Origin of the sequence: Methylocystis parvus OBBP, assembly GCF_027571405.1 — a bacterium.
Classification (GTDB): Bacteria; Pseudomonadota; Alphaproteobacteria; order Rhizobiales; family Beijerinckiaceae; genus Methylocystis; species Methylocystis parva.
On sequence record NZ_CP092969.1, the window covers coordinates 138900 to 161712 of the forward strand.

Below are 22813 nucleotides of genomic sequence, written 5' to 3' on the forward strand. Positions count from 1 at the left end.
CTGATTTTCTGGTAGCGGAGGTCCGCTACCTCCATTCCCCCCCAAGGGAAGGTGCTGAATTTCCGTTGAGATTTAAAGGCGAGGTTGCGCGCCGCCCGATAAGGACAAGTGAACCGCACCGGCTTTGATTTCAAGCCAGAAAATCCCTTTCCTCAACCCGCTTTTTTCGTCGCATCGGCGCTGACGCCGGACAAGGGCGTGCGCCAGGCAGTAGCGACCTCGATCAGGGACGGCCGGCCGGCCTTGAGAGAGCGCGCGAAGGCCGCGGCGAAGGCGTCGTCGGTCTCGACCCGCACCGCCTCCAACCCGTAGCCCGAGGCGATAGCCACGAAGTCGATGCCCGGCACATCGAGGCCGGGCACGCGCTCCGCCTCCAGCATGCCGGCAAACCACCGAAGGGCACCGTAAGTGCCGTTGCGCATTATCACGAATACTACCGGAACTTCGTGTTGCGCCGCCGTCCACAAGGCGGTGACGCTGTAATTGGCCGAGCCGTCGCCGACGACCGCGATCACCTTCCGGTCCGGCTCAGCGAGCTGGACGCCGATGGCGGCCGGCATGGCGAAGCCGAGTCCTCCCGCTGCGCCAAAATAGTAGCTCCCCGGCTTCTCCCAGCGCATGCGCTCCCACATGGCCTCGATCGTGGATGTGGATTCGTTGACATAGATGGCGTCGCGAGGGGCGAGTTCGTCCATGAGGTCGAGAACGCGCTCAGCGGTGAGAAGGGCGGCACCCGGCGCGGCACGCGGTGGCACTTCCCGCGGCTGCGGGGCCGCCCTTGCCGCCTCGTTCACCGCGTCGGCGAGCGCTGCGAGGATGAGGCCCACGTCGCCGACCACCGCGTCGCCCATGGGGGCGCGCGCGGCCTCGTCGGGATCGCAAGTGATCTGGATCAGTTCGGCTCCGGGCGGCAGGAGGGGACCGGGAACATATTCGTGATAGCGGAACACCGGCGCGCCGGCGACCAGCACTAGATCGTGGCCCTCCAGCAGCCGGGAGATATCGGCCATGCTGGCGGTCAGAAGGCCGCGGAAGTTCGGGTGGGTAGTGGGGAATGGGCAGCGCGGTGCCGAGGGCGCGACCCAAACCGGCGCCTTCAGCCGCTCGGCGAGGCGCACCGCGTGCTCGTTTGCCCGCGCTGCGTCGACGTCCGGCCCGAGGACGATGACCGGCTTGGCGCTTCGATCGAGACGGGCGGCGAGCGCGGCCGTCGCGGCGGGGTCCAGGGCCCCCGCGGCGAAGACGCGGCGCTCCAGCAGGCGCAGCGATTCCGGCTCGGCGGGCTTGGCCCAGTCGTCATAGGGAATGGAGAGGTAGACCGGACCGGGCGCAGGCAGGGCGGACAGGTGCAAGGCGCGGCTCATGGCGAGGGGCACGTCCTCGGCGCGCGCCGGCTCATAGGACCACTTCACCAGCGGCTTCGGCAGCGTGGTCGCGTCGATGTTGGTCAGCAGGGGCTCCATGCCGATCATGGCGCGGATCTGCTGGCCGGCGGTCACCACCAGCGGCGAATGGGCATTCCAGGCGTTGGCGAAGCCGCCCATGGCGTTGCCGGTCCCGGCCGCGGAGTGCAGGTTGACAAGTGCGGGGCGGCCTGTCGCCTGGGCGTAGCCGTCGGCCATCCCGATGGCCGTCCCCTCATGCAGGGCGAGGATATAGCGGAAGTCGGAGGGGAAATCCTGCAGGAAGGGCAGTTCGTTCGAGCCGGGATTGCCGAAGATCGTGGTAACGCCGTGACGGCGGAGCAAATCATAGGTCAGGTCGCGGATGGTCGTCATGATGCGCCTTCAGAATGGCCACGGCGATCGCCGACGCGGCGGGTTTTACACGGGTGCTATCTGCGGCGGCGTTCACCCGCTACGTTCCTGCTCTCCATCGCACGACACGGCGCCATGAATGGCGAGGCAATGTCTGACGATGTTTGGCTGCGAAACGACAAACTGCTTGAGCGGCGTGTCGATGTCATAAAAATAGACGTTGGCGATAAATCCGTAGATGGCGGCGTCAATGCTGGTCGGCGCCGATCCGTGCGCGTAGCCCTCCGAAGGGATCAAACTGGCGAGAGCGCTCAGGTCGGCGAGGCCGCGCGCATAGGCCATCTCAGGCGGATAGCGGCCGATACCCTGGTAGTAATAGCGCTGAAAATTGAACTCCCGCGCCTTGAGAAGGTCTTCGGGTCGAAGGCTTGGATGCTCCCAGAGTAGCGTATCGCGAAACGCTTGCCAGTAGCGCTCGTCTTGCCATCGCGAATACGACATCACCCAATAGAGGTCGTCGAGCATGCGCGTGACGAGCAGGTCCTGGCAACGCTGACTTGCGGTGAGCGCACGATCGATGGTCAATCCATGTTTCTGGACAAGATGAGCGATGATCGTCTCACTGTCGCCGATCGTTTCTCCATCCTCGACAATATAGGGAAGCTGGCCCCGCGGCGCTGAGGATGCGTCAAAGACATGCTCTTGACGAAACGAGACGCCGGCGAGTCGCAAAAAGGCGTAAACCTTCAAACCATAGCCGTTGTTGTCGGCGACGCCGTAGAGGCGAGGGTAGGAGTAAAGCGTGACCATGACGTGTTCCGCACAAAAACGCTATAATCTGACGAAAGACCCGGAACGGGCCGCCGCTTTTTCTATTCTCATAAGCCGCCGCCGCCATGCCTGTTCGCGTAATCGATACCCATCTGCACTTGGTTCATGGCGCGCTGGATGATTTGCATTGCGCGTTCGCGGTGCCCGCCCTTGTTTGGCGTTGCGGCCTCTAAAGACGCCATCGCGTCCTGAAGAGAGGCAAGCGCGCGCTCCATATTACCTTGATAGGCGATTGCGGGCGTGGATGGTAGTGCGAGGGTTGCCGGTAGCGCAGCGGCTGCAAGGGTTAGCACCTGGCGGCGGGAGGCGGCGTCTCTGATCATTTTCGCTCCGGGGTGACAAAAACGGCCGCGGCAGGCTACGCGACCGCTTGAACTTTGTCATGCACGCGATTTGCGCCGCGTCGGCGGAAGTGACTTCAGTCGCGAGTCTTTCGCTTTCTGACGATACGAAAGATCTATCAGATCGAGATTCGCGCGGGGACTCGGGGAGCTGCGCGTGTCAACTCGATATAGCTGTCCGGCCCGTAATGCAGGGCGTTGCGCGAATAATAGGGCGGGACCTGCATGTCGAATTGCGCATGACCATGGCTTACGTCGCTGCGTAGGAGATCGGTGCGACTTCCGATATCGAGGACAAGCTGTTCGCCCGGCTTCAGAACGACAGGCTGCGGCGTCAGGCTGAAGCGAAGCGTCACAGGGATGCCTGGCGTAAGCGGCTCGGGCGCGTCAATGTCGATGGCGATCTCAGTGGCGGTAGAGCGCGCTTCGTCGACCCTGCGGCAGGCGGGGCGGATCGCGCCCATCGACAGGAGATGGTAGGAGCCATCGGCCGAGCGGCGGCCGGCGCGGGCCACCACATAAGAATCGATCTCGTTGGAACTGAAGGAGAGGCTCAAAGTCACGGGGCCGCTTAACTCCATTTCCTCCTCTACGGGCATCTCGAAAGTGAGGCGCTGGTTGGCGACTTCGTCAAAGCCGGCGCACACCGTGCCGCCGAGGGGTATCGCCGCCCATCGGTTCGTTCCGCCTTCGCTCGGCTCGCGGGTGAGCCGGTGTGTTCCGGCGTCGGCGCCGCTGGAGGCCAAATAGAGCCGAAGCGGCGTGCTCCCCGGAAGCGGCCAATTTGCCGCGGATCCGTAGGCGTCCACACCTTCAATCCAATATCGCACCCGCGCCTGCGCGGCATAGCCGTTGTCGGCGCCGTAAAGGAGATGATCGAAGAAGGCGAGCGCTTCCAACTGCCAATGGTAGACCGGCAGATCGAAACTCGCAGGGCCGATGATCAGCCATCTTTGATCGCGCGGCGTCCCTGCATTCTCGAACAGGTCGTAGGCGCCGAACTGATGCAGGTTGAGGTAGCCCGGATTCTGCACCACAACGAACGGAGCTTCGATGTCGGCCAGCGCGCCGCTGGGGCCTTGCGGCATCGCGGCGGTGGCGCGCGTCTTGCCGTCGAGCATGAATTCAGCAAATAACTCACGCGTCGGCCGCGTCGGGACCTGTCGCTGGAAAGCCTTCATGAACCGCGTCATGCGCTTCTTCACCAGCGGCCACCACAGATGTTTCAGTGGCGAATTAGCGATGTGGCTAACCAGCGCGCGAACGAGCGGCGGCACGCGTAGCGCGAACTGGAACGGCGTAAAGTTCGCGCCCATCCACAACGCAAAGAAATCCGGCTGCGGCGCGCCGCCGAACATGGCGATGTGGCGGAAGAAGTCCGTGCACATCTCATTGGCGAAGAAGCCCTTCAGCGCAGGCGGACGAAGTCGGGCGACCTGAGGCTGGGTCATTCCGTAATAAGATGTGCCGAAGAGCACGACCTGACCATCGCACCAGGGCTGCGCAGCCGCCCATTGGATCACCTTGGCGTGGTCCTCTACGTCGGTGTCGTTGAGATATACCGCGTCCTTGCCGCCGGACCGCCCCATGCCGCGCCGGGTGACGATGACATGAACATAACCTCGCTCCGTGAAGACAGGCGGGCTGCCCGTCTCGTTGTTGCCCGCAGGCACGCCGGCTGCCTGCAACTCTTTCGAATAGGCGGCGAACGAGACGATGGCCGGATAGCGGCCCGAGACCTTTGGCATATAGACGTCCGCCGCAAGCGCGATGGCTGGGGCGACCTCGATCATCTGGTCCGCCAGAATGCGGCAGCCGAGTCTCGTCTTCACGGGCGGACCCGGCGTCCAGCCGGCGAGCTGGTCCCCGAAGTGGCCGCCTTTTAGCGGGATGAGATTGTCCCAGAAGCTATGTTTGCCTTCCCTGGCTTTCATCTCCGCCGCCTTTTCATGTCCCTGATCGGCGCGTTCAGCGCGAACAGCCATAGCTCGGGGACGTTCATCCCCGATGCAGTCGAATGCCCACTTCCCGACGGCTCAACGGTCCCTACGATGAGAAGGTTTCGCTATCGCCGTTAGGGGGAGGGTCGCGCACATCAAAGGTCACTTTACGCCCGTGGGCGTGCGCGCCGGTTCAGACGGCGTGAGCGATGGAAACAGACCCCCGGCGTCCGTGGGATATCCCGCGGTCGCCATAGCGCGGGCCTTGGCCTCGAAATAGGAGCGCGACCAGTTCAGGCGCGCGCCTTGTTTCGATTGGCCGACCGTCTCGGCGATGCTTTCAAGGCTGATCGGACGGCCGGCATTCCCCCAATTTCCTTCGGTGACCTCGTCGATCACGGTCAGGATGCTACGGCCCGGATCGGACACGCCGGTGACCTCGGTGATGGCGGCGGCGACCCAGGCGTGGACCTCATTCTTGTGGGCGATGTTCATATAGCCTTCTGGGATGGAAATCTGGACCAAGAACTTTCCGGGCGGCGAGACATAGTCGTCGCCAGCGCTGCCGCCGATCCACCAGTCGTCCTCAGCGAAGGCCGTGAAGAACACCCATGCGAAGCCACGGCCGCCGGGCGTGTTGGCGCCGCCCTCCATTTGAATCAACACATCGGTAAGTTTCTTTGCGAGCGCGGCCTTGGCCTCTTTGTCGAGGCGGCCGGCGGCGTATCGAACATCCATGATGGGCATGGTCTTGCTCCTTGGCGCGAAATGCGCGCGTCATCGGCTGGAGGCGGTCGTCACGCTACCTCGGCCTGTTCCTTTTCCCAGGCGCGAACCCGCTCGTCATGGATCATCGCAGTTTCAACGATGAGGACGTCTGTCGTGTCGGCCGCTTCGAATTCGACTATTTTCACTCCTGCGACGCCAAGGCTGTCGCGTCGACCTAATACAGCGTCACCGCACGTTAGATTTCCATCGACGACGAAGATATAGACGCCATGCTCGATCGAGCGCGGCGTGTAGGTAAATGTCCCCTCGCGATCTGTCGCCAAACGCGACACGCGCAGGTCCTGCGGAAATGGCAGAGCGCCGTCGGCGTCGCCGACCAACTGTATGATCTGGTTGCGGCGAGTGCGCAGATCGAAATGGCCGCGATGATAGGCGGGCGGTAGATAAAGTTGGCTCGGCAGCACCCAGATATAGATCGCATTCATGTCCTCGGGACTGATGCTCAGCTCGCAATGCTTGCCGCCGGAGCCGGCCGAGAAGACGTAATAATCGCCTTGCCGCAACCGGTCGACCGTCCCCTCGCCCGCGGTGTTGATGTGGGTCAGCTCGCCTTCGAGCACGAAGGCGCAGATCACGAAGTTATGGTGGGGATGCATGTTGTAACCGCAGCCGGCGCCGTGGAAGGTCTCGTCGCCGAAGACACGGATCGGGCCGAAGCCGGGGCGACCGCCTTGATATTGATGGAAATTGAAGCTGGACTCGCGGCTGATGAAAGCGCCGGGATGTCCCGCCACATAGGACGACGCCGCACCATCGGAGCGGATGACATCATGGCCGCGCTCATGGGCGCGAAGTACAAAAAAACGAGTCATGACTTTCCCCCTGCCTTCCGAGCCGCTCAAGCGTTCTGGGCGAGTTGCGCGCCTCCGGCGGCATAGCCGATGACCACCATCTCAAATTGCGCCTTTGCCGTTCCGCAGTCGGGGCAGGCCCAATCTTCGGGCAGGTCGGCCCAGCGGGTTCCCGGCGCGATCCCGTGTTCCGGCAATCCAAGCGCTTCGTCATAAGAGAACCCACATCCAAGACAAATCCAGCGTTTGAATTGCTCTGACATTATGGCCTCCAATAACCGCCGCAATGCGCGACAAGTGCAGCCTATCATTGAGCGGGCGCGCGCGCCTGTCCATTGATTGTGTCAGAACGCTAGTCAAAGCATCGTTAGAAGTGGTGATAAATCCGAATTGAGTTTATCGTCGCCTCTTAGCCAAAATGAACTCGTGCTGCGCCAGACCAGCTACATGTCGGAGATATCGAGACCAGTCTTCTTCTGCGACGCCAGCCTGATCTCGCGCAGGACCCATTTCTGTGCGTCGTCCGGGATGAAAAAGCCCCCGATCCCCGACGAAAAGAGCAAGTCAAAAACCTGTTCGGAGACCCTCGTCAGCTCTCGCTCCATGTCCTCGCCCGCCTCCGGCTTTGGGGGGATCATGATGACGATCGTGTCATCGGCCTGCTCGATGATCTCGATTTTCAGATCGGGGCCCGGCGCGTAGCCGAACTGCTCGCACACGCCCCCGACCGGGTCGGCGAGCAGCTTGGCGCGATAGTCAGGATCGGTCGCGATGCGCTCGTAGTATTGCTCAACGAAATCGGCGTTGCTCACGATCAGTCCCCCTCTTTACGGGCGGCGTTGCGCAGGGCCAGAAGTTTGAATTTGGCGGCCACGGGGACAAGCCAAATGAACAGCCCCTTGCTGGACCAGAGGTCCATCTGATTGAGGGGCGCCGTCTCTGGCTCCGCGTGAGGCGCCCGGGCAGGCAGGATGGTGAAGTAGATTCTGTCCCGGCGCTGCACCACCACCTTCACCTTGACGCCGGCGGGGACCTCGACGCCCATCGACCTGAGCGCCTCGACTGGGCTCCTCTCTACTTGGGTGGCGAAGGTGTCGTCCGCCCAGACGCGATTGGTCAGTTCTCGTTCAAAATCCCCGGACACGGATGCCTCCTCCCATCGCGCTTCGGTCATTTTGGCGGGCCGACAATGGCTTCGGCTGGCGGCGGCCTTGCGCACGGCTCAACAAAACCGCAGGGCGGCGTCAGCTTCAAACGAATTTTCGGGGATTCTCGCAGTCCTATGATGACGAGGACGAACTTCGGCGAGACAACTTTGAAGTCGGGGTAGCCAAGGGGGTGAAAGACTGTAGCGGGTTGGGGAATAAGCTAACTATCTGATTTAATTGCGTGGTAGCGGAGGAGCGATACCGTCTTTCCCCACACCAGCCGGATGTGCGCTATCGTCTCCGATCCCGCGCGTGAGCGCCTCTCGCATCGCCCACTTTCGAAAAGCGCACCGAAAGGCTGGAGGAAGCCGGAGAATCGGGAGAAATCACCGGGGTCGAGCGCTGCTTCCACCAGTTTATCACGCGCCAATCTATTTTGCTTTTTCCGACGAAGGGAGAACCGCACCATATGGAAGCGTGAAGCGGATCTCCGCGCGATTTGGGTCTGACGCGCTGATTTCTCTAACTTCCATCGTTTGCCACTTGTCAGGAAAGCGGCCCGCGGCCGGCTTGTAGGCGGCAATGACGAAAACGAGTTGCGAATTCAGCGCGATCGCATAGCGACGTCCCTGCATCCCGGCGGCGTTCGCAATGCGGTCTGGATGCTTCGCGACGTCGTGGAACTTGTTTTCAACCAGAACCGCGTCCTCAACGAACAGGTCAAGCTTGCCGCCGCCGACGACGGACCCCTCTTGGGTCTTCAATCGTTGAAGTTCAAGGCCTTCCTTTAGGAATTGTTGCAGTGCATTTTCGTCATCAAGGTCTCGTGTAGCTCTGCCACTGGAAAACCATGTGTTCGTTAGCTCGCAGATCGCGGCAATTACTTTGCCGAGCGCTTCGAGGTGGCTCGCGGTCAGACCTCCCCTCAGGCATTTGTTTAGTTGGTGCGCCGTCTCGTATGCTAAGTCGGGATTGGCGGTTATCCATTCTTCGGGAATTTTCAAATCGCTCGCGCGCACGCTGAGCAGAGAAAAGCGGGCGCTAGACAGATGTTTGGCGGCCTCCTCATCGATGACGCCGCGCGCAATCAAGGCCGTAAGCCAAGTGGATGAGATGGCCTGCGCAGCCTTTATGTAGCCGTCGGCTTCGACCGCCATCGTGACGCCGTACTCCCGAAGAAAAAATATCCGCGATGCGACAGATATGATCGGGACGATCGAACGCGGGCAAAATATGTAACCGGTGCGCTTCTGTAGTTCGTACGCGTCCGCCCATTTGACGGGATTGAAGGAGAATTCTGGCACCTTCAGCGCGCCGTTGGGGTATCGGGCGAGGATTCGTATTGCGTCGGCCTTCAAGGCCGGTAGATCGACGATGATGTGTTCGGGCCCGAGATTTTCGAGGTTTGCTCGGAATTCGTCCATCCGCTCAGATTCGACGCTCGATTCTTTGAGCCGCTCGCAGCAATTCACGGCCAGTTCGAAAATGCGCTCGCCAATCTCGTATCGGCTCTTGAGCCCGCCGAAGGCTTTTACAATTCGCCTCCATTTGTCTTGGCGCAGCTTATCGGCCTCGTCTGGGCCCTGACCAGGCGGAGTGGCAATGAACCGACCACGAAACGCAAAGGCCCGATGGAGAAGGTCGCGAGACAGGATGCTTTCCGCGAGTGGCGCTGACCGGCCCTCCGGAATTGCTAGTTTCGTGTGAGACACGGTCTTGGCGAAAATGCTCAAGAAGGGGCTCTGGTGCAAACTGTAGAGACGGCGATGCGATGTAGGATTCGTCATAGCGCTGGGATCAGGCAGCGAGCACCGCGTTCCAGATGGTTCTGGCGCGAACGGCGTGAGCGGGACATAATCCCTGCATGGTGGCAAAGGACGTTGGGGCAATGGGCGATGCCGAGCGTGGACGATCTTTTCAAAGGACGCCATTTCGACCGCGAAATCATAGTTCTCTGCGTGCGCTGGTATCTGCGATACAAGCTCAGCTTCCGAGATCTCGTGGAAATGATGGCGGAGCGCGGCTTGTCCCTGGCCCACACGACCATCATGCGCTGGGTTCAGCGCTACGTTCCGGAGTTCGAAAAGCGGTGGAACCGTTTCGCGCGCCAAGTCGGCGGATCGTGGCGCGTCGATGAGACCTACGTCAAGATCAAGGGACGCTGGGTCTATCTCTACCGCGCCGTCGACAAGGCGGGGAAAACGGTGGATTTTTTGCTGCGCGCCAAGCGAGACGTCGCCGCCGCCAAAGCGTTTTTCCGTCGTGCGTTCGCGCGCCACGGACGGCCGCCGGGCAAAATCACGCTCGACGGATATCAGGCGTCACATCGGGCGGCGCGCGAACTTCTCACACAGCATCGAGCCGGCGGCGTACGGACTCGAATTCGATCTTCGAAATACCTGAATAATCTCATTGAACAGGACCACCGATCCATCAAGCTTCGTTTGGGGCCTATGCTCGGGTTCAAGCGATTCCGACATGCGGCGATCACGATCGCCGGCGTCGAACTCATGCATCGCATCAGGAAGGGTCAATTCGCACTGAGCAAATTTAGAGCCGTGGGGACAACCGCGCCCGAAATCTGGAGTGCGGTGCTCGCTGCCTGATCGTAACGAAATGCCAGCCACATCGCGTCGCTATCCGCAAAGATTGCACCACAACCCTCTCCCTTACGCACAAAGTATTTCGACGAGTCTAACTCGATTTCCTTAAATAGCTTGGACCATTCTGCAAAACCAGGAGAACTACGTATCTTCCCCTCAAGGTCAGGATGCGCCTTGAAAAACTTCTTGGCATCGCTCTCGTTACTTGGCGACATGCGACGCACCCCCGACCTTAGCATTTCATTAAATAAGGCAGAAAAAACGCTTTTGGCAAGCCCAGAGGATACGGGGGTCAGGGCAATCGGGTGAAAAAGCGCGTGACAACAGGGCGATGGGCTGAATCTGTCGTGATCCACTGATTCGAGTGGTGGAGAGCGACGATGGCGCCAGCGGCGAGGGCCTTTGGGGCGTTTTGCGAAGCGATTGTTTTTCTGGATTATTTCAAGGATTTGCCAGATCGCCGACAGCGCGGCAAGGTGGTGTATCCGCTGGAGGAAATCCTGCTGCTGTGCTTTCTCGCAGTGCTCGCCGGCGCGGACAGTTTCATCGACATCGCCCGGTTCGGCGAGAAGAAACTCGATCTGCTGCGCCGTTTCCGCCCCTTTCGCGGCGGCACGCCGTCGCATGATCACCTCGGCGATATTTTCGCCACGCTCGACGCGAGCGCGTTCCAGCGCTGCTTCATCGCCTGGGTCGCAGCGCTGACCAAGACGCCGTCCGAGGTCATCGCGATCGATCGCAAGACTCTGCGCCGCTCTTATCAGAAGAAGGATTCAAAAGCGCCGATCCACATGGTGTCGGCCTTCGCTGCGCGCCAGCGCCTCGTGCTCGGGCAGGTGAAGGTGAATGAAAAGTCAAACGAGATTGTCGCCATTCCCGCGCTGCTCGAGATGATGGCGATCGAGGGCGCCGTCATCGCAATCGACGCGATGGGGTGTCAGCGCGGCATCGCCAAGAAGATCATGGACAAGAAGGCGGATTACATCATCGCGCTCAAGGGTAATCGGGGAACGCTATTGGAGGATGTACAGACTTTCGCATTGGAGCAGAAAACAAGGGCGTTCAAGGACACGAAGATCAGTCGGCACGCGACCATAGACGGCGATCATGGCCGCATCGAAACCAGAACCTACACTGCGATTCACGATGTCGCATGACGGCAGGAGCGCCATGATTGGCAGGGCTTGAACGGCGTCGTCATGGTCGAGAGCAAGCGCGAAATCGACGGCAAGATCCAACAGGAGACGCGTTTCTATATCACTTCGCTGGCATTGCTGGCGCATGCGCTCGGGCCGAAGATCCGCGCCCATTGGGCGGTGGAAAACAGCTTGCACTGGATCATGGATATGATCTTTCGAGACGACGAATGCCGCATCAGAACCGAGAATGCTCCCGCCAACTTCACCACGCTCAAACACATGGCGCACAACTTGATCCGTAAAGCGCCCGGAAAAGACTCCCTGCGCCTCAAACGCAAAACCGCCTCATGGGATGACGACTTTCTCGCAAGCCTCCTCGCGGCTTGAGGTTTTCACCCGATTCCCCTGATACGGGGGTGACGATAGGGCTGTTCAACGCTCTGTGGTTTGGTTTGACCGAGAGGGGCAAATTTTCGCGGAATCAAGACGCAGACAAACCGTGCTCCCTGCGCGGAAACCGCCGCCATGTTGTTCTACATCCGCCGCGTGACCCGTCGACAGTATTCGGCGGAGGAAAAAATCCGCATCGTTCTGGACGGCCTGCGCGGGGAACACAGCATTGCTGAGCTATGCCGGCGCGGCAGAGAGCCTTTATTACACCTGGTCGAAGGAGTTTCTGGAAGCCGGCAAGCGCCGCCTCGCCGGTAAACCAGCAGGGCCACATCGCCTATCCGGCGACCGAGCTGAAGGGCGCCGACGTTCCCGCTCTGGCGGCTCGATATTGATGAAAGCTGCTGTGGCTAACTTTCAGCGCCCCGCATTGCGCGCCTCCGGCCACACCGTTCGATGTCGCTCAACGGGCAAAGTCATGTCGGCGATATCGCTAGAACTGAACCCGCAAGAGAATTTCTGGCAGTTAGCGCTCCCGCCAAAGGCTCTCCCCTATCGCGTCTTCAAAGTTTCCAAGTACATCCTGGATCACTGTTGTTACACGTCGAACGGGCTGACGAACAGCCTCGGCGCTCTCGCCCTTGCAGGTTGTGCCGTCGAACGAGAAAGTGTCGAACGCGGTCGTAGACGTGATGGTCGATGGCCGGATACGCCTGCAACCGCGTGCCATAGCCGAAATAAGCCGACCAACCGATCAAAAGTCTATTCAATCGGTCTCGCACGACAGGCCAGGCACCCGTATTTCCAGGCGTAACGAGGTCGCAATCTTCGTCTTGACCCGCTGAACATTTTTCTTGGATGGGCTTGCGCCCAGGCCCAGATACCCAATGAACATCCAGCCGATGCGTCGCGGACCGAGTGTGTAGCCAAGTAAGTCAAAGCTCTCCGTTCGGGCGTTCTTCACCGAGGCTTTCGCCTCGTTGAGCATCAGCCCGAGCTTCGTCATCACCGCCCTCGTCCACGCCAGCACCTCTTCCGCATGACCGCGGCTGAGGATGACGAAGTCGTCGGCGTAAGAGACGATGCGGGCGCGGAATGCTTCGCCGCGTCCGCTGAGACGCCATCGAGTCGAAAATATTTCGACACCCTTTGTCATCGCTTTCTCAAAGAAAAAAGGCTAATATGATGTTGGATCTTTTGAACAACGGGTCATTACAAACTCACGCCCACGAAAGAAATAAATGACAGCAGTAAATTTCAATTATTTCGAGGACACGAAAATCAATGCGATTTTCGAAATGGATAATGTTATCGTTTTTGACCTGAATGGCCTAATTGTGGACGATGAGCTATTGCAATTGAAGGCAACAAACGCGGCGCTTCGAGATTTCAGCATCCGATTATCCGAATCTGATTGGAGCGAATGCTGCATTGGCCATCGTCCGGGTGAATACATCCCGGCTCTCCTGACTAAGGCCCGACTAAGGGTCACAGCGGCATTGACTGAGGTCATTATTCGACGCAAGGACCACATCTATAGCTCCTACATACGAAATTCGCTTCATAACCTAATCCGCCCTGGCGTGACCGACCTGATTGCCTACTGCGAGAAGAAAGGTTTACCTGTCGCATTAGCCTCTGGAACCACAAAGACCGGGGTGGAGACCATACTCGGACCAGACGGCCTAGGGATTATGGCTAAGTTCTCGTATGTAATCTGCGGAGATGAGGTTGCGCAGTCCAAACCTGACCCTGAAATTTACCTTAAGGTCCGCGCTGCGATGGGCGCAAGGAAAAGCTTCGTCGCTCTTGAGGATTCATACACCGGTGTAGAGGCTGCGATCGAAGCAGGAATGAGGTGCATTGCAGTTCCGAATAGATTTACATTGCATCACGATTTATCTCGCGCCACACTTCGTATCGACAGTCTTCAGAGAGATGCAAGAATCATTTGAGCGCGATTATCGCATATATAAACCTGCGTGAGAGGCCCTCTCGAGTCCGTGCGCAACGCACGTACCGACTAGACGTTTGGTTGGCAAGGGGATTAGGCTTCTTTTTAGCGTCAACCATTTTGAGGACGGCCGGCTATGGAGGCGTTCGCCGCTATTTTTAAAGAGCTTTACACGAGCTTCCTTCTCCGCGACTTCGTAGGAAAAATCGTGCCAGGCTCGATACTGTTGCTGGCCTTTGGATCACTGTTTACGCCAGTGCCGCAAGTCGTTAAGTCCGCTACGGACCGGACAACAACCCACTTTCTTGCCTTGGTTGCCGGGTTAGCTTGGACAATGGTTCTCGGCCTCCAGAACACTGCGACATCCTTGAAATTGTGGCGCTACTACCCGGAAACGGACGAAACGGGCGCGCCGCTATCCGAAATGAATGCGCAAATCCTAGTTGAACAATTTCTTCAGATCGCTTGTCAGGCAGAACGTCAGCAATACGAGCGATTCGTTGTTATAAAAGAGGCGACAGGCAACCTGTACATTAGCCTCCTCCTTTCGATTCCTTTGATCCTAGTTTCATTTTTTATGTATGAAGACATCGCTACGATAAAATCCGAGACCATTGGATCTAACATCAAAGCTGTTCGCACGGTGATCGTCATCGCGATGGCCGCTTTGATTGTGGTCAGCCTGCGTGGGATGAACCAAGAGCATATTCACAAGCAGTATAATTTCGCAGCGGAGACCTTGAAACATCTTGATAAGCATTTCTGCAACGATGATGGAGCGCCTAAAAAGAATACAAAAGATGAGCCCAATGTCGAAACGAAAACCCGCAGCGTCCCCAAACCACAGAAATAGAAACTCCTAATGAGCTGCTGCCGGTTTCGTGGATGCCGGGTTAAGTTACCCCACCTTCTTTTCGAACTCAACGGGGCTGACGTAGCAGATCGTCGAATGCCTGCGGACAGGGTTGTAGTCGGGGCGGAGCGACGGGAAGGGGGTGGGAACGAACACGTTGCACAACCAGCTGGCGGTCTGTAATCATTGATAAGTACAGATTATCGATTGTGATCGAACCAAGACCTTGACTAAGTCGAAAAGATATCCAAAACTCCCAATAATCCCGTCGTTCGGAGCTTTCGGCCGGGGATTTCACGAGGCGTCCATGCCCATCACCGTCAAAATCGGCGAGGCGAAAGCCCGCCTCTCGGAGCTTATCGCCAAGGTCGAAGCCGGCGAAGAGGTGGTCATCGCGCGCGGCCATGAGCCGGTGGCGCGGCTCGCCCCCCTCGACGTCGAGCGCCGCGCCGTGATTAAGAAGACGATCGAGGACATCCGCGCTTTCCGCGCCCGCGCCAAACCCGTAACGGTCGACGAGCTCATCGCCTGGAAACACGAAGGCCATCGCTACTGATGGCCTATGTGCTCGACGCCTCCTTCGCCGCCGCTTGGTTCCTGCCCGACGAGGCGAGCGACCTCGCCGATCGGCTGCTCGGCGAAATTTTGGCCAATCCGCCCGTCGTTCCGTCGCTGTTTCGCCATGAGCTGCGCAATCTGTTCCTGGTGGCCGAGCGCCGTAACCGCGTTTCCTCGTCCGAGATCGACGAGGCGTTGACCATGCTGGCGACGCTGCCGATCGCCGAGCGAGGGTCCGCGGCCGACTATGACGTCCTGCGTCTCGCCCGGAAGCACGGCTTGACCGCTTACGACGCCGCCTATCTGGCCCTCGCGCAATCCGACGGCCTGCCGCTGGCGACGCTCGACAAGAAGATGCTCGCGGCGGCGCGCGGCGAAAACATTGCGGTCATCGGCCCGCCGGAGGCGTCATGAAGCCCAGCGACGATTGTCCGATCGACGCCCTCGCCGGGCTGCTGCCGATGGCGGCGCGCGATCGGCTCGCCGACGCGCTCGATCCGGCCGAAATCGACACGCTCGCCCATCTCGCGAAGGCCGGGACCGGCGCGAATTCGCTGCGGGCGCTCGCCTCCGACCTCGCCTATCTTGAAGCCTGGTCGCGCGCCGCGACCGGCGCGCCGCTCGCTTGGCCGGCATCGGAAGCGAGCATTCTGCGCTTTATCGCCCATCATCTCTGGGACGAGGGTGAGCGCGAAAAGAATTCCGATCACGGGATGCCCAAGGTCGTGGCCGAAGCCTTGCGCATCGACGGGAGATTGCGTGCCTCGGGCCCGCACGCGCCGGCGACCGTTCGTCGCCGCCTCGCGCTCTGGTCGACGCTGCATCGCTGGCAGGGCGTCGAAGGACCATTCAGCAGCCCGTCGATCCGCAACGCATTGCGTCTCGCCATTCGCGCCGCCGATCGCCCGCGTGGGAGGAAAAGCGCGCAGGCGATCACCCGCGACGTTCTCGACCAATTGCTTGCGACCTGCGGGCGGGGCAGGGCGGTCGACCTGCGCGATCGGGCTCTTCTGTTGCTGGCCTTTGGGTCGGGCGGGCGCCGTCGCTCGGAAATCGCCCGACTACGCGTCGACGACATCGACGAGCGCGAGCCAGTTCCCGCCGATCCGTCGGCGCCGGACGGACTGGTCTTACCCGTACTGGCCTTGCGCCTTCGCCGTACCAAGACCGCTTCCGCCGAGTCGGGCGAGAGCGCGCTCGTCGTTGGACGGCCTGTCGAGGCCCTGCGCGCCTGGCTCGAATTTTCGAAGATCGACGGAGGACCGGTGTTTCGGCGCATTGATAGATGGGGTGCGATCGGCGCCGCCGCGCTCGACCCGCAAAGCGTCAACGCGGTCATAAAATCGCGATGCGCCGCCGCCGATCTCGATCCGAAGCAATTTTCGGCGCATGGACTGCGCTCGGGCTACCTCACGCAAGCGGCGCGCGAAGGCGTGCCGCTGCCTGAAGCCATGCAGCAATCACAGCACCGCTCTCTGCAGCAGGCAGCCCGCTATTACAACGAGGCGCAAATCGCGCGGGGCAGGGCGGCGCGGTTGGCGTGAGCGATGGCGTGAGGTTTCGGAGAGCAAATTGCTGGGATATTAAGTCATGCAGGCAAGCTTCGGATGGACTCTCTTATCACGAGACGCGCTACGGCGAGCGGAGAAACAGCTCCGCGACGCCGCTGACGGTGTTCGTGATGAAGTCGGCTTCCTTGCACTTCATCAGGCGTACGCTGATCGGTTTTTCCCCGGGACATCGGTTCTGCATACGCGCCTTCGATACGTCCTCTTTGTGCCTTGGCTTTACGAGAAGGTAACGCAGCAACGAGATCGCCACCACATCTCCGCAGCGGTCGAGAACCAGGAAATAATTCTTGCCCGTCGTCTAAAAAAAGCAAAGGAATTCGGAGTTATTGGGGGGCGCAGTCTTCCTAAACCGACTACCCAGCCGCCGACACTGGTTTACTGGTCAGCGCTTTCTGCGTGGCGCATTCTTCGCCCAAATGCGAGCGGCACAATTCCATCTCGCCAGACCGTCCATCGTATCATTGCGAGACAAGCTGTGCGCCCGCAGATGCACGACGACGACAGGCAACTACTTGTAGAAGATGAGGCTCTGTTCTACTCCGTTCCAAAACCTCCTCCTGCGTGGCACGATCACGAACAGCGGCTGGATTTCCAACTTGCCACCGGCGAGAAGCGCTTCCTTCGCAATTGCTTCCTTTCAGTAGCTCGTCCTGACAGTGGTGGCTCCCCTTCGCTTCTGGCTCGGCTAGTTGAACATAATGTCGAGGTCACGGACCGCCTGGAGCTGTGGTCCCCAATTGTTAAAGCTGCGGCAGATCATGCCGACCGGGAAGCGTTGCTTCGCGCCAAACAGGCAGCAGCGCTCTCGGCTATCGGCCGAGGCGTTTATGCGGCACTGGTTGAGACGCTACGTGAAGAGCATGACGGCCTGCCGACCGATGAACTCCATCGGAAAAACCTGAAGGATGTCTGCGACAAGTTCGCTAACGATGCCCTCGCTTTAGACATTGACGGAGTCAGCTTTGATGCGACTTTGATTCCCGGCGGCATTCTTGGCGTACTGCGAGAAACGCAAGCCTGGCTCCGCAACCAGACCAAAAGTTTGAATGGGCTATACGACGTTTATCAAACTGCCGAATCCCACCGCAAAGGGCGACGGGCACGGCTCACAAAAAGCCTCGCCGGTCGGGAGAAACGCGCCGAATGGCTACCCGATCAGCATCCTCTCGCAGCACCCTTGCATTACCGATGGGGTAACGTCCGGCAATTGCTCATGGATTTGCAGGAGACACCATGAGCACAGGGCATTGGTCGAACGTGTCGTACCTGGATGCCATCCGTCCCGATCCGGGGTGGCGAACGGAATATGCATTGCTCGCTAGCTACTCTGCCGACATGGTAGCACTTGTTGCCGCCCTCCTCGCGCTTGCCGGCCTAGATGATGACCGGGGATCGGGGAGCAAGGTCGATTTTGCAAAAGCCGTGGATGCCTTGGCAGACCGCGTGCGCCTTGTTGCCCAGGCGGGGCGGTTGATCGCTCCTCTGAAGCCCCCAAAAATACTTGCGATTCTCGATCGCTATGTCTGTGAAGTGAATCTCCATGAATCCGTAGCGTCGTGGCATCCCAAAGTAGCGCTGGCAAAGCAGGCCAGTGAAGACGGAAGTACCTCTCAATGGCGGCTCTGGATGGGAAGCCGAAACCTAACGCGAGACCTCGCCTGGGATGTCGGCCTTACACTAGTCGGCCGGATTGGCGGCTCAGGATCCGAAGTGCCGGGAATCCCGGAACTCGGTGCAACACTTGCTCAGCACGCGAAACTACCGGGACTCACTGCCCGCAAGATTAGATCGGAACTGCAGCAGGTTCGCTGGGATTCTCCGCCCGGTTGCGCCTTGAAGAGTCTCCGCTTGTTCACAGGAACGGAAAGCCGCACCGTCCCGCCGGAACCGCCGAAGGTTAAGAAACTCGTCATCGTTAGCCCTTTCCTTGACGGCACCATTATCGAAGCACTCGGGAAGTGGGGCGATGCACAGACAAGCCGCACGCTGGTTTCAACGCGATCTGAAATGACGAAGCTTGCCGCCCAGGCAGGCAAGCCCTTGGCCGCTTTCGACGACCTCTTGTTGCTTGATGCGCCCGCGCCTGATGATCTGGCTGAATCCGATGCTGCGGATCGGGAAAACGCCGGCGCACAGGACGAAGAACCTGAACCGCGCGGGCTGCACGCCAAGCTGATCTACGCGGAGGGTTCGGGCGGGAGGCGGATTTGGACGGGAAGTGCAAACGCAACGCGGCGGGGCTGGATCGGGCCGAATAGCGAAGTGATTGCCGAGATGGAGGTCACGTCGGAAGTCACTGCGGGGCTTGATGATTTCGTGAAGTCGGCACTGACTATTCGGCACGACGAGTTGGGCGACGCCGTTGAGCCGGATGAAATCGAGCAACGGCTCGAGGAGGCAAGAAAACACGTTGCCGGTTTCTGGGCCGTCACCCAGCGTGTTGACGACTCCATGCCAACGCTCGTGAGCGCAACCGACCCGAACCCGCCGGATGACGGCATTGAATTGTCCGTCGGTCTGCTCGGTGCCGCTCAGGTTCTCTGGCCAAGGGGAGCCACGACCCTGCCGTTACTGCGCGTTGCTGAAGGTGATGTCACGGAACTCGTGATGTGTCAGCTGACTATGGGCGATGCGAGTTTGTCATGGCTCCAGCGAGCACCGATCGACCCGAGGCCCGGAGAAGAGAGGGATCGGCAGGCGCTGGCCCGCTATCTCGATCCCCGGACGTTCCTGTTGTGGGTCAGGTCGTTGTTGACCGGGGAGCCGTGTGGGGATGGCGGCGGCGACTGGGACGACCAGGCGGATTCGCAGTCCCGCAGGGCGCTAAAAAAATCTGGCCCGACGTGGTGGGCACCCACTATCGAGGAGGTTCTGAAATCTTGGAGCCGCGATCCGTCCAGCCTCACCCAGATTGACAAGAGATTACGACAATACCTGAAGCTCTACGAGCAACAGACGGATTCGGAACTCACACCCGATGAGTGGAAGGTCGTCGCCGACTTTCACGCGACGTGGCAGGTTGTCTGTCGCTCCCTCCTCATGGAGCAGCAACGATGACCCCGCTCAAGCCGTTTCAAGAATCGACCGTGCGATCCGTGTTGGCGGCATTCCGCAGACGCAAGCGGGCGCGCCGCTTTCTAGTTGCCGATGAGGTCGGCTTGGGAAAGACGGTCGTTGCCCAGCACGTCGTACAACGGATGGCCGAAGGCCTGGGCCGTCCGTTGGTCGTGTTCTATATGTGCAGCAACCTGGCGATTGCTCGGCAAAATCGGCGGAAATTGCTGGAAATCCTCCCCTCGAATGAACGCGAGGATGCAGACTGCCCCATTGATCGCCTGTCGCTGCTTCCGGCCAGCGAACGCCCCACACACAAGACGTTCCATCTTTATTCACTCACCCCGGACACTTCCATTCCCATCCGCAAACGGCATCGGCGGGACGGGAGGCAGGAAGAGCGGGCACTCGTTCATGCCTTAGTGGAGCAGGTCTGGCCCAAGCTCTTCGACGAATGGGGCAAGGACGTGTTCCAGGGCAGCGCGTCCGTGAACTGGAAACACAACGTCAAAGAGCAACGAAGCAAGGCTACCGACAGCGGCTTGCGTGAGGCTTTTAAGGCATCCGTCAGGCAAGAATTCAATCTAGCTCCCTATCAGCAACTTCTGCCTGAACTCCGCGCCCGAGAGTTGGACGGATTGGAGTTGATTTCGCATCTGCGGAACGCGCTGGCAGCGAGCGCGGTTGAAGAGGTGAAACCCGACCTTGTGATCTTCGACGAGTTCCAGCGATTTCGCGATCTGATCGAACCCCAACAGGACGAAGCCGCTCAACGGGTCATCGGAAGGCTTCGCGGCGACGACTCTGATGATCCGCCCGCACTGCTGCTGCTGTCGGCAACGCCGTACCGGCTGTATGCCCGCCGATGGGAAGAGGAGACTGGCACGTCACATCGCGCAGAATTCTTCGAGCTGGTGGAGTTTCTGTACGGTGGCGACGCCGCGGCAAAACGGAAGCGCAAGCAGGCAGAAGAAGCGTTCTCAAAGCTGGAAACCGAACTTCGCAAGGGGCAGCCAACCTCAGCCGAGGCGCGAGCAGCCCGAAACGAGGTCGAGAGCCTACTCTGTCCGATCGTCTCCCGAACAGAACGTGCTTCGCATGACGATGGCTGGGATCATTTCGAGACACGGCCGGTGCAAGCGCCTGTGGCACCCGAGGATTTGACCGTCTTCAAGCACCTATCCCGCAGCCTTGACGACACCCACCGCCCTGATGCCGTGCCATATTGGACTTCAATCCCCCTGCCGATGCAGACGATGGGCAATCACTACGTCGCCTGGAAGTCGGCAACGACAGCGGACACGCACGGAACGCCACTCCTCAGCAAAGAGATGCGGGATGGCTTTGAAGCGCCGGACTCGTGGCCGCATCCCCGTCTCAGAGCGCTTCAGGAACTTGCGCCTGCAACACAGTTAGCAATCCCTTGGCTATCGCCAACGGCAACGTGGTGGCCGCTGCGCGGAGTCTGGAAGAGTCAGGAATCCCCGTTACGGAAACTGCTGGTGTTCAGCCGATTTCGCGCGGTTCCTCAGGCCATTGCTGCGGCCTTGAGCTTCGACCTCGAAGCCGAGTTGCTCGGCGGCGACAGGATGACTTACGAGGACGTGTCGCGCCGCAAGCTGCTCTCCGCAACGGAGCGGCATCCGCTGCTCGGTTTGTTTCACCCCTCTCCTTTCCTCGTTGAGAAAACCGACCCTCTCGAGGCCAGAAGCAGTGATCTTCGCGTAATCCGCCGCGAGGTGCGCCGCCAACTGAAGAAGGCGATTTCGGCCTTGGGCGTAACCATCCGCGAGGATGCACCGTCCCTGCCGATTTGGAAAATGCTAGGCCGCCTTGAACGCCAAGCGGGAAACTGGCGGTGGATTCAGCGGGGATGGTGGCAGCTTCGGCGAGAGATCGCCACCGGCGAAGAGGATGCTGGGCTTGCCCAACTCTTGACGGATTGGGGCGAGGAAGCCGAACGCTCGATCCACTCGATAAAGCCGGCCAGCTTCGAGCTTCTTGTGGATTACGCCCTCGGTTCACCCGGGGTTGCCCTCGGTAGAGCATTGCTGCGCCACTGGTCCGGAGCGGTTGGCGAGGGTGGTTTTGCCAACACACTGTCCGCCTCTTGGAACGGGCTACGAAACTACCTCGACCAGCGGTGCTTTTATTCCCTTCTCCGCAAGGGGAAGGAATCCTACCCAGATGCGATACTGCGGGCCGTGGTTGACGGGAATCTCGAAGCGGTCTTGGACGAGCATCTCTGGCTCATTTCGCAGTTGCAGAGTTTGAGCGAGGACGAACTTGCCGACGAACTCCGCGACGGTCTCACGATCAAGAGCGGCCGTTTCTCATTTCACCCGTTACAGGGCAACCGCGACGACACGTTCTCTCTCCGATGTCACGTCGCGATGCCCTTCGTTCAATCCAGGGTCGGCACTCTCGAACGTGGGGAGAAGCCGATCCGCACGGACGAAATGCGCCGTGCTTTCAATACCCCATTCTGGCCCTACGTCCTGGCAACAACCTCCGTCGGCCAGGAAGGACTCGACTTCCATGCTTGGTGCGACACGCTCGTCCATTGGGATTTATGCCGGAACCCGGTTGACCTTGAGCAACGCGAAGGGAGGATTCAGAGGTTCGGGGGCTTATCGGTTCGCCGCGCCATCGCCCAAAACCAACAAGTCAGGCAACAAGCCATGACAGAGCGACGCCTGGGAGAAAGCCTGTGGGCGAGGATCGCAGCGATTGCCAACGACACAATGGGCGATGCGTCCGGCCTTGCTCCCTGGTGGGTCTGCAAGGACGGCAAGGTCACGCGTTACGTTTTTGATGTGCCGACGAGCGAGCAGAAGCACTGGCTTCAATGGATGAAGGAGCAGCGGCTGCTCTACCGCCTTGCACTGGGGCAGCCCAACCAGGAGGACTTGATCGAGATTCTGTCCTGCAAGGTGGAAGTGAACCCGGAAACCATCCGACAAGCAGTTGCCAACCTCTCCCCGTGGTTCCGAAACAATCGCTGATATGCCGGTTCTATCGCAAATTTGATGAGTGGACGAGGACGGCCTGCAACAAGGGGGGCTTTACGCGGCCAGTGTGAGGCTCTCACTTT

General features: G+C 59.8%; 21 protein-coding genes and 2 pseudogenes. 11 read left to right on the forward strand and 12 right to left on the reverse strand.

Features of this window, described 5'->3' with window-relative positions; translation table 11 throughout:
• Positions 1-152 precede the first annotated feature (152 nt).
• The 10 genes from mdlC to MMG94_RS20460 all read right to left on the reverse strand — a co-directional run bounded on the left by mdlC (position 153) and on the right by MMG94_RS20460 (position 9330).
• Entirely contained in the window at positions 153-1778 is a 1626-nt protein-coding gene (mdlC, locus tag MMG94_RS20415) for a benzoylformate decarboxylase (RefSeq protein WP_016921910.1), read from the reverse strand.
• Between the two features lie 72 nt (positions 1779-1850).
• Positions 1851-2567, reverse strand: coding sequence for a glutathione S-transferase family protein (locus MMG94_RS20420; RefSeq protein ID WP_016921911.1), 717 nt, complete (start codon positions 2565-2567; stop codon positions 1851-1853).
• 68 nt (positions 2568-2635) lie between these two features.
• The gene (locus MMG94_RS20425) at positions 2636-2911 is read right to left on the reverse strand and encodes a hypothetical protein (RefSeq protein WP_016921912.1); all 276 of its coding nucleotides are present in this window, start codon (positions 2909-2911) and stop codon (positions 2636-2638) included.
• Positions 2912-3048: 137 nt separating this feature from the next.
• Positions 3049-4914 (reverse strand): CocE/NonD family hydrolase, encoded by a 1866-nt coding sequence (locus MMG94_RS20430; protein ID WP_016921913.1) that lies wholly within the window; start codon positions 4912-4914, stop codon positions 3049-3051.
• Between the two features lie 117 nt (positions 4915-5031).
• Positions 5032-5616 carry a tautomerase family protein gene (locus MMG94_RS20435; protein WP_016921914.1) on the reverse strand — a complete coding sequence of 195 codons (585 nt, stop codon included), beginning with the start codon at positions 5614-5616 and terminating at the stop codon, positions 5032-5034.
• 50 nt (positions 5617-5666) lie between these two features.
• On the reverse strand, positions 5667-6470 hold the full coding sequence (locus MMG94_RS20440) for a pirin family protein (protein WP_016921915.1): 804 nt from the start codon (positions 6468-6470) through the stop codon (positions 5667-5669).
• Positions 6471-6496: 26 nt separating this feature from the next.
• Positions 6497-6712, reverse strand: coding sequence for a rubredoxin (locus tag MMG94_RS20445; protein WP_016920716.1), 216 nt, complete (start codon positions 6710-6712; stop codon positions 6497-6499).
• 180 nt (positions 6713-6892) lie between these two features.
• Entirely contained in the window at positions 6893-7261 is a 369-nt protein-coding gene (locus MMG94_RS20450; protein ID WP_016921916.1) for a hypothetical protein, read from the reverse strand.
• Positions 7262-7263: 2 nt separating this feature from the next.
• Positions 7264-7593, reverse strand: coding sequence for a hypothetical protein (locus tag MMG94_RS20455; protein ID WP_040579620.1), 330 nt, complete (start codon positions 7591-7593; stop codon positions 7264-7266).
• A gap of 435 nt (positions 7594-8028) precedes the next feature.
• Entirely contained in the window at positions 8029-9330 is a 1302-nt protein-coding gene (locus MMG94_RS20460; RefSeq protein WP_154420411.1) for a hypothetical protein, read from the reverse strand.
• Between the two features lie 162 nt (positions 9331-9492).
• Here MMG94_RS20460 and MMG94_RS20465 point away from each other — a divergent pair, with 162 nt between their 5' ends.
• The 3 genes and pseudogenes from MMG94_RS20465 to MMG94_RS20475 form a co-directional block, all read left to right on the forward strand.
• Positions 9493-10203 (forward strand): IS6 family transposase, encoded by a 711-nt coding sequence (locus MMG94_RS20465; protein ID WP_040579702.1) that lies wholly within the window; start codon positions 9493-9495, stop codon positions 10201-10203.
• A gap of 377 nt (positions 10204-10580) precedes the next feature.
• Positions 10581-11726, forward strand: a pseudogene (locus MMG94_RS20470) (ISAs1 family transposase).
• A 138-nt stretch (positions 11727-11864) separates the two neighbouring features.
• Positions 11865-12054: pseudogene (locus MMG94_RS20475) on the forward strand (transposase); the annotation flags it as partial.
• Positions 12055-12292: 238 nt separating this feature from the next.
• Here the strand turns inward: MMG94_RS20475 and MMG94_RS20480 are convergent.
• Both MMG94_RS20480 and MMG94_RS20485 read right to left on the reverse strand, forming a co-directional pair.
• Positions 12293-12511 carry a group II intron maturase-specific domain-containing protein gene (locus MMG94_RS20480; protein WP_244415264.1) on the reverse strand — a complete coding sequence of 73 codons (219 nt, stop codon included), beginning with the start codon at positions 12509-12511 and terminating at the stop codon, positions 12293-12295.
• A complete protein-coding gene (locus MMG94_RS20485) occupies positions 12496-12885 on the reverse strand; it encodes an RNA-dependent RNA polymerase family protein (protein ID WP_016919234.1) in 390 nt (129 codons plus the stop codon). Before MMG94_RS20485 ends, MMG94_RS20480 begins: the two co-directional genes overlap by 16 nt.
• Positions 12886-12970: 85 nt before the next feature.
• Here MMG94_RS20485 and MMG94_RS20490 point away from each other — a divergent pair, with 85 nt between their 5' ends.
• The 8 genes from MMG94_RS20490 to MMG94_RS20525 all read left to right on the forward strand — a co-directional run bounded on the left by MMG94_RS20490 (position 12971) and on the right by MMG94_RS20525 (position 22724).
• A complete protein-coding gene (locus tag MMG94_RS20490) occupies positions 12971-13684 on the forward strand; it encodes an HAD family hydrolase (RefSeq protein ID WP_016919233.1) in 714 nt (237 codons plus the stop codon).
• Between the two features lie 135 nt (positions 13685-13819).
• A complete protein-coding gene (locus tag MMG94_RS20495; RefSeq protein WP_016919232.1) occupies positions 13820-14536 on the forward strand; it encodes a hypothetical protein in 717 nt (238 codons plus the stop codon).
• A gap of 307 nt (positions 14537-14843) precedes the next feature.
• Positions 14844-15092, forward strand: a complete 249-nt coding sequence (locus MMG94_RS20500; protein WP_016919231.1) for a type II toxin-antitoxin system Phd/YefM family antitoxin — start codon at positions 14844-14846, stop codon at positions 15090-15092.
• Positions 15092-15508, forward strand: a complete 417-nt coding sequence (locus MMG94_RS20505) for a type II toxin-antitoxin system VapC family toxin (protein ID WP_016919230.1) — start codon at positions 15092-15094, stop codon at positions 15506-15508. The genes MMG94_RS20500 and MMG94_RS20505 overlap by 1 nt, the downstream gene beginning before the upstream one ends.
• A complete protein-coding gene (locus MMG94_RS20510; RefSeq protein WP_016919229.1) occupies positions 15505-16638 on the forward strand; it encodes a tyrosine-type recombinase/integrase in 1134 nt (377 codons plus the stop codon). The genes MMG94_RS20505 and MMG94_RS20510 overlap by 4 nt, the downstream gene beginning before the upstream one ends.
• A gap of 46 nt (positions 16639-16684) precedes the next feature.
• Positions 16685-17902 carry a DUF6361 family protein gene (locus MMG94_RS20515; RefSeq protein ID WP_026016141.1) on the forward strand — a complete coding sequence of 406 codons (1218 nt, stop codon included), beginning with the start codon at positions 16685-16687 and terminating at the stop codon, positions 17900-17902.
• On the forward strand, positions 17899-19722 hold the full coding sequence (locus tag MMG94_RS20520; protein ID WP_016919226.1) for a phospholipase D family protein: 1824 nt from the start codon (positions 17899-17901) through the stop codon (positions 19720-19722). Before MMG94_RS20515 ends, MMG94_RS20520 begins: the two co-directional genes overlap by 4 nt.
• Positions 19719-22724 carry a helicase-related protein gene (locus tag MMG94_RS20525; RefSeq protein ID WP_016919225.1) on the forward strand — a complete coding sequence of 1002 codons (3006 nt, stop codon included), beginning with the start codon at positions 19719-19721 and terminating at the stop codon, positions 22722-22724. Before MMG94_RS20520 ends, MMG94_RS20525 begins: the two co-directional genes overlap by 4 nt.
• The last annotated feature ends 89 nt before the right edge of the window (positions 22725-22813 follow it).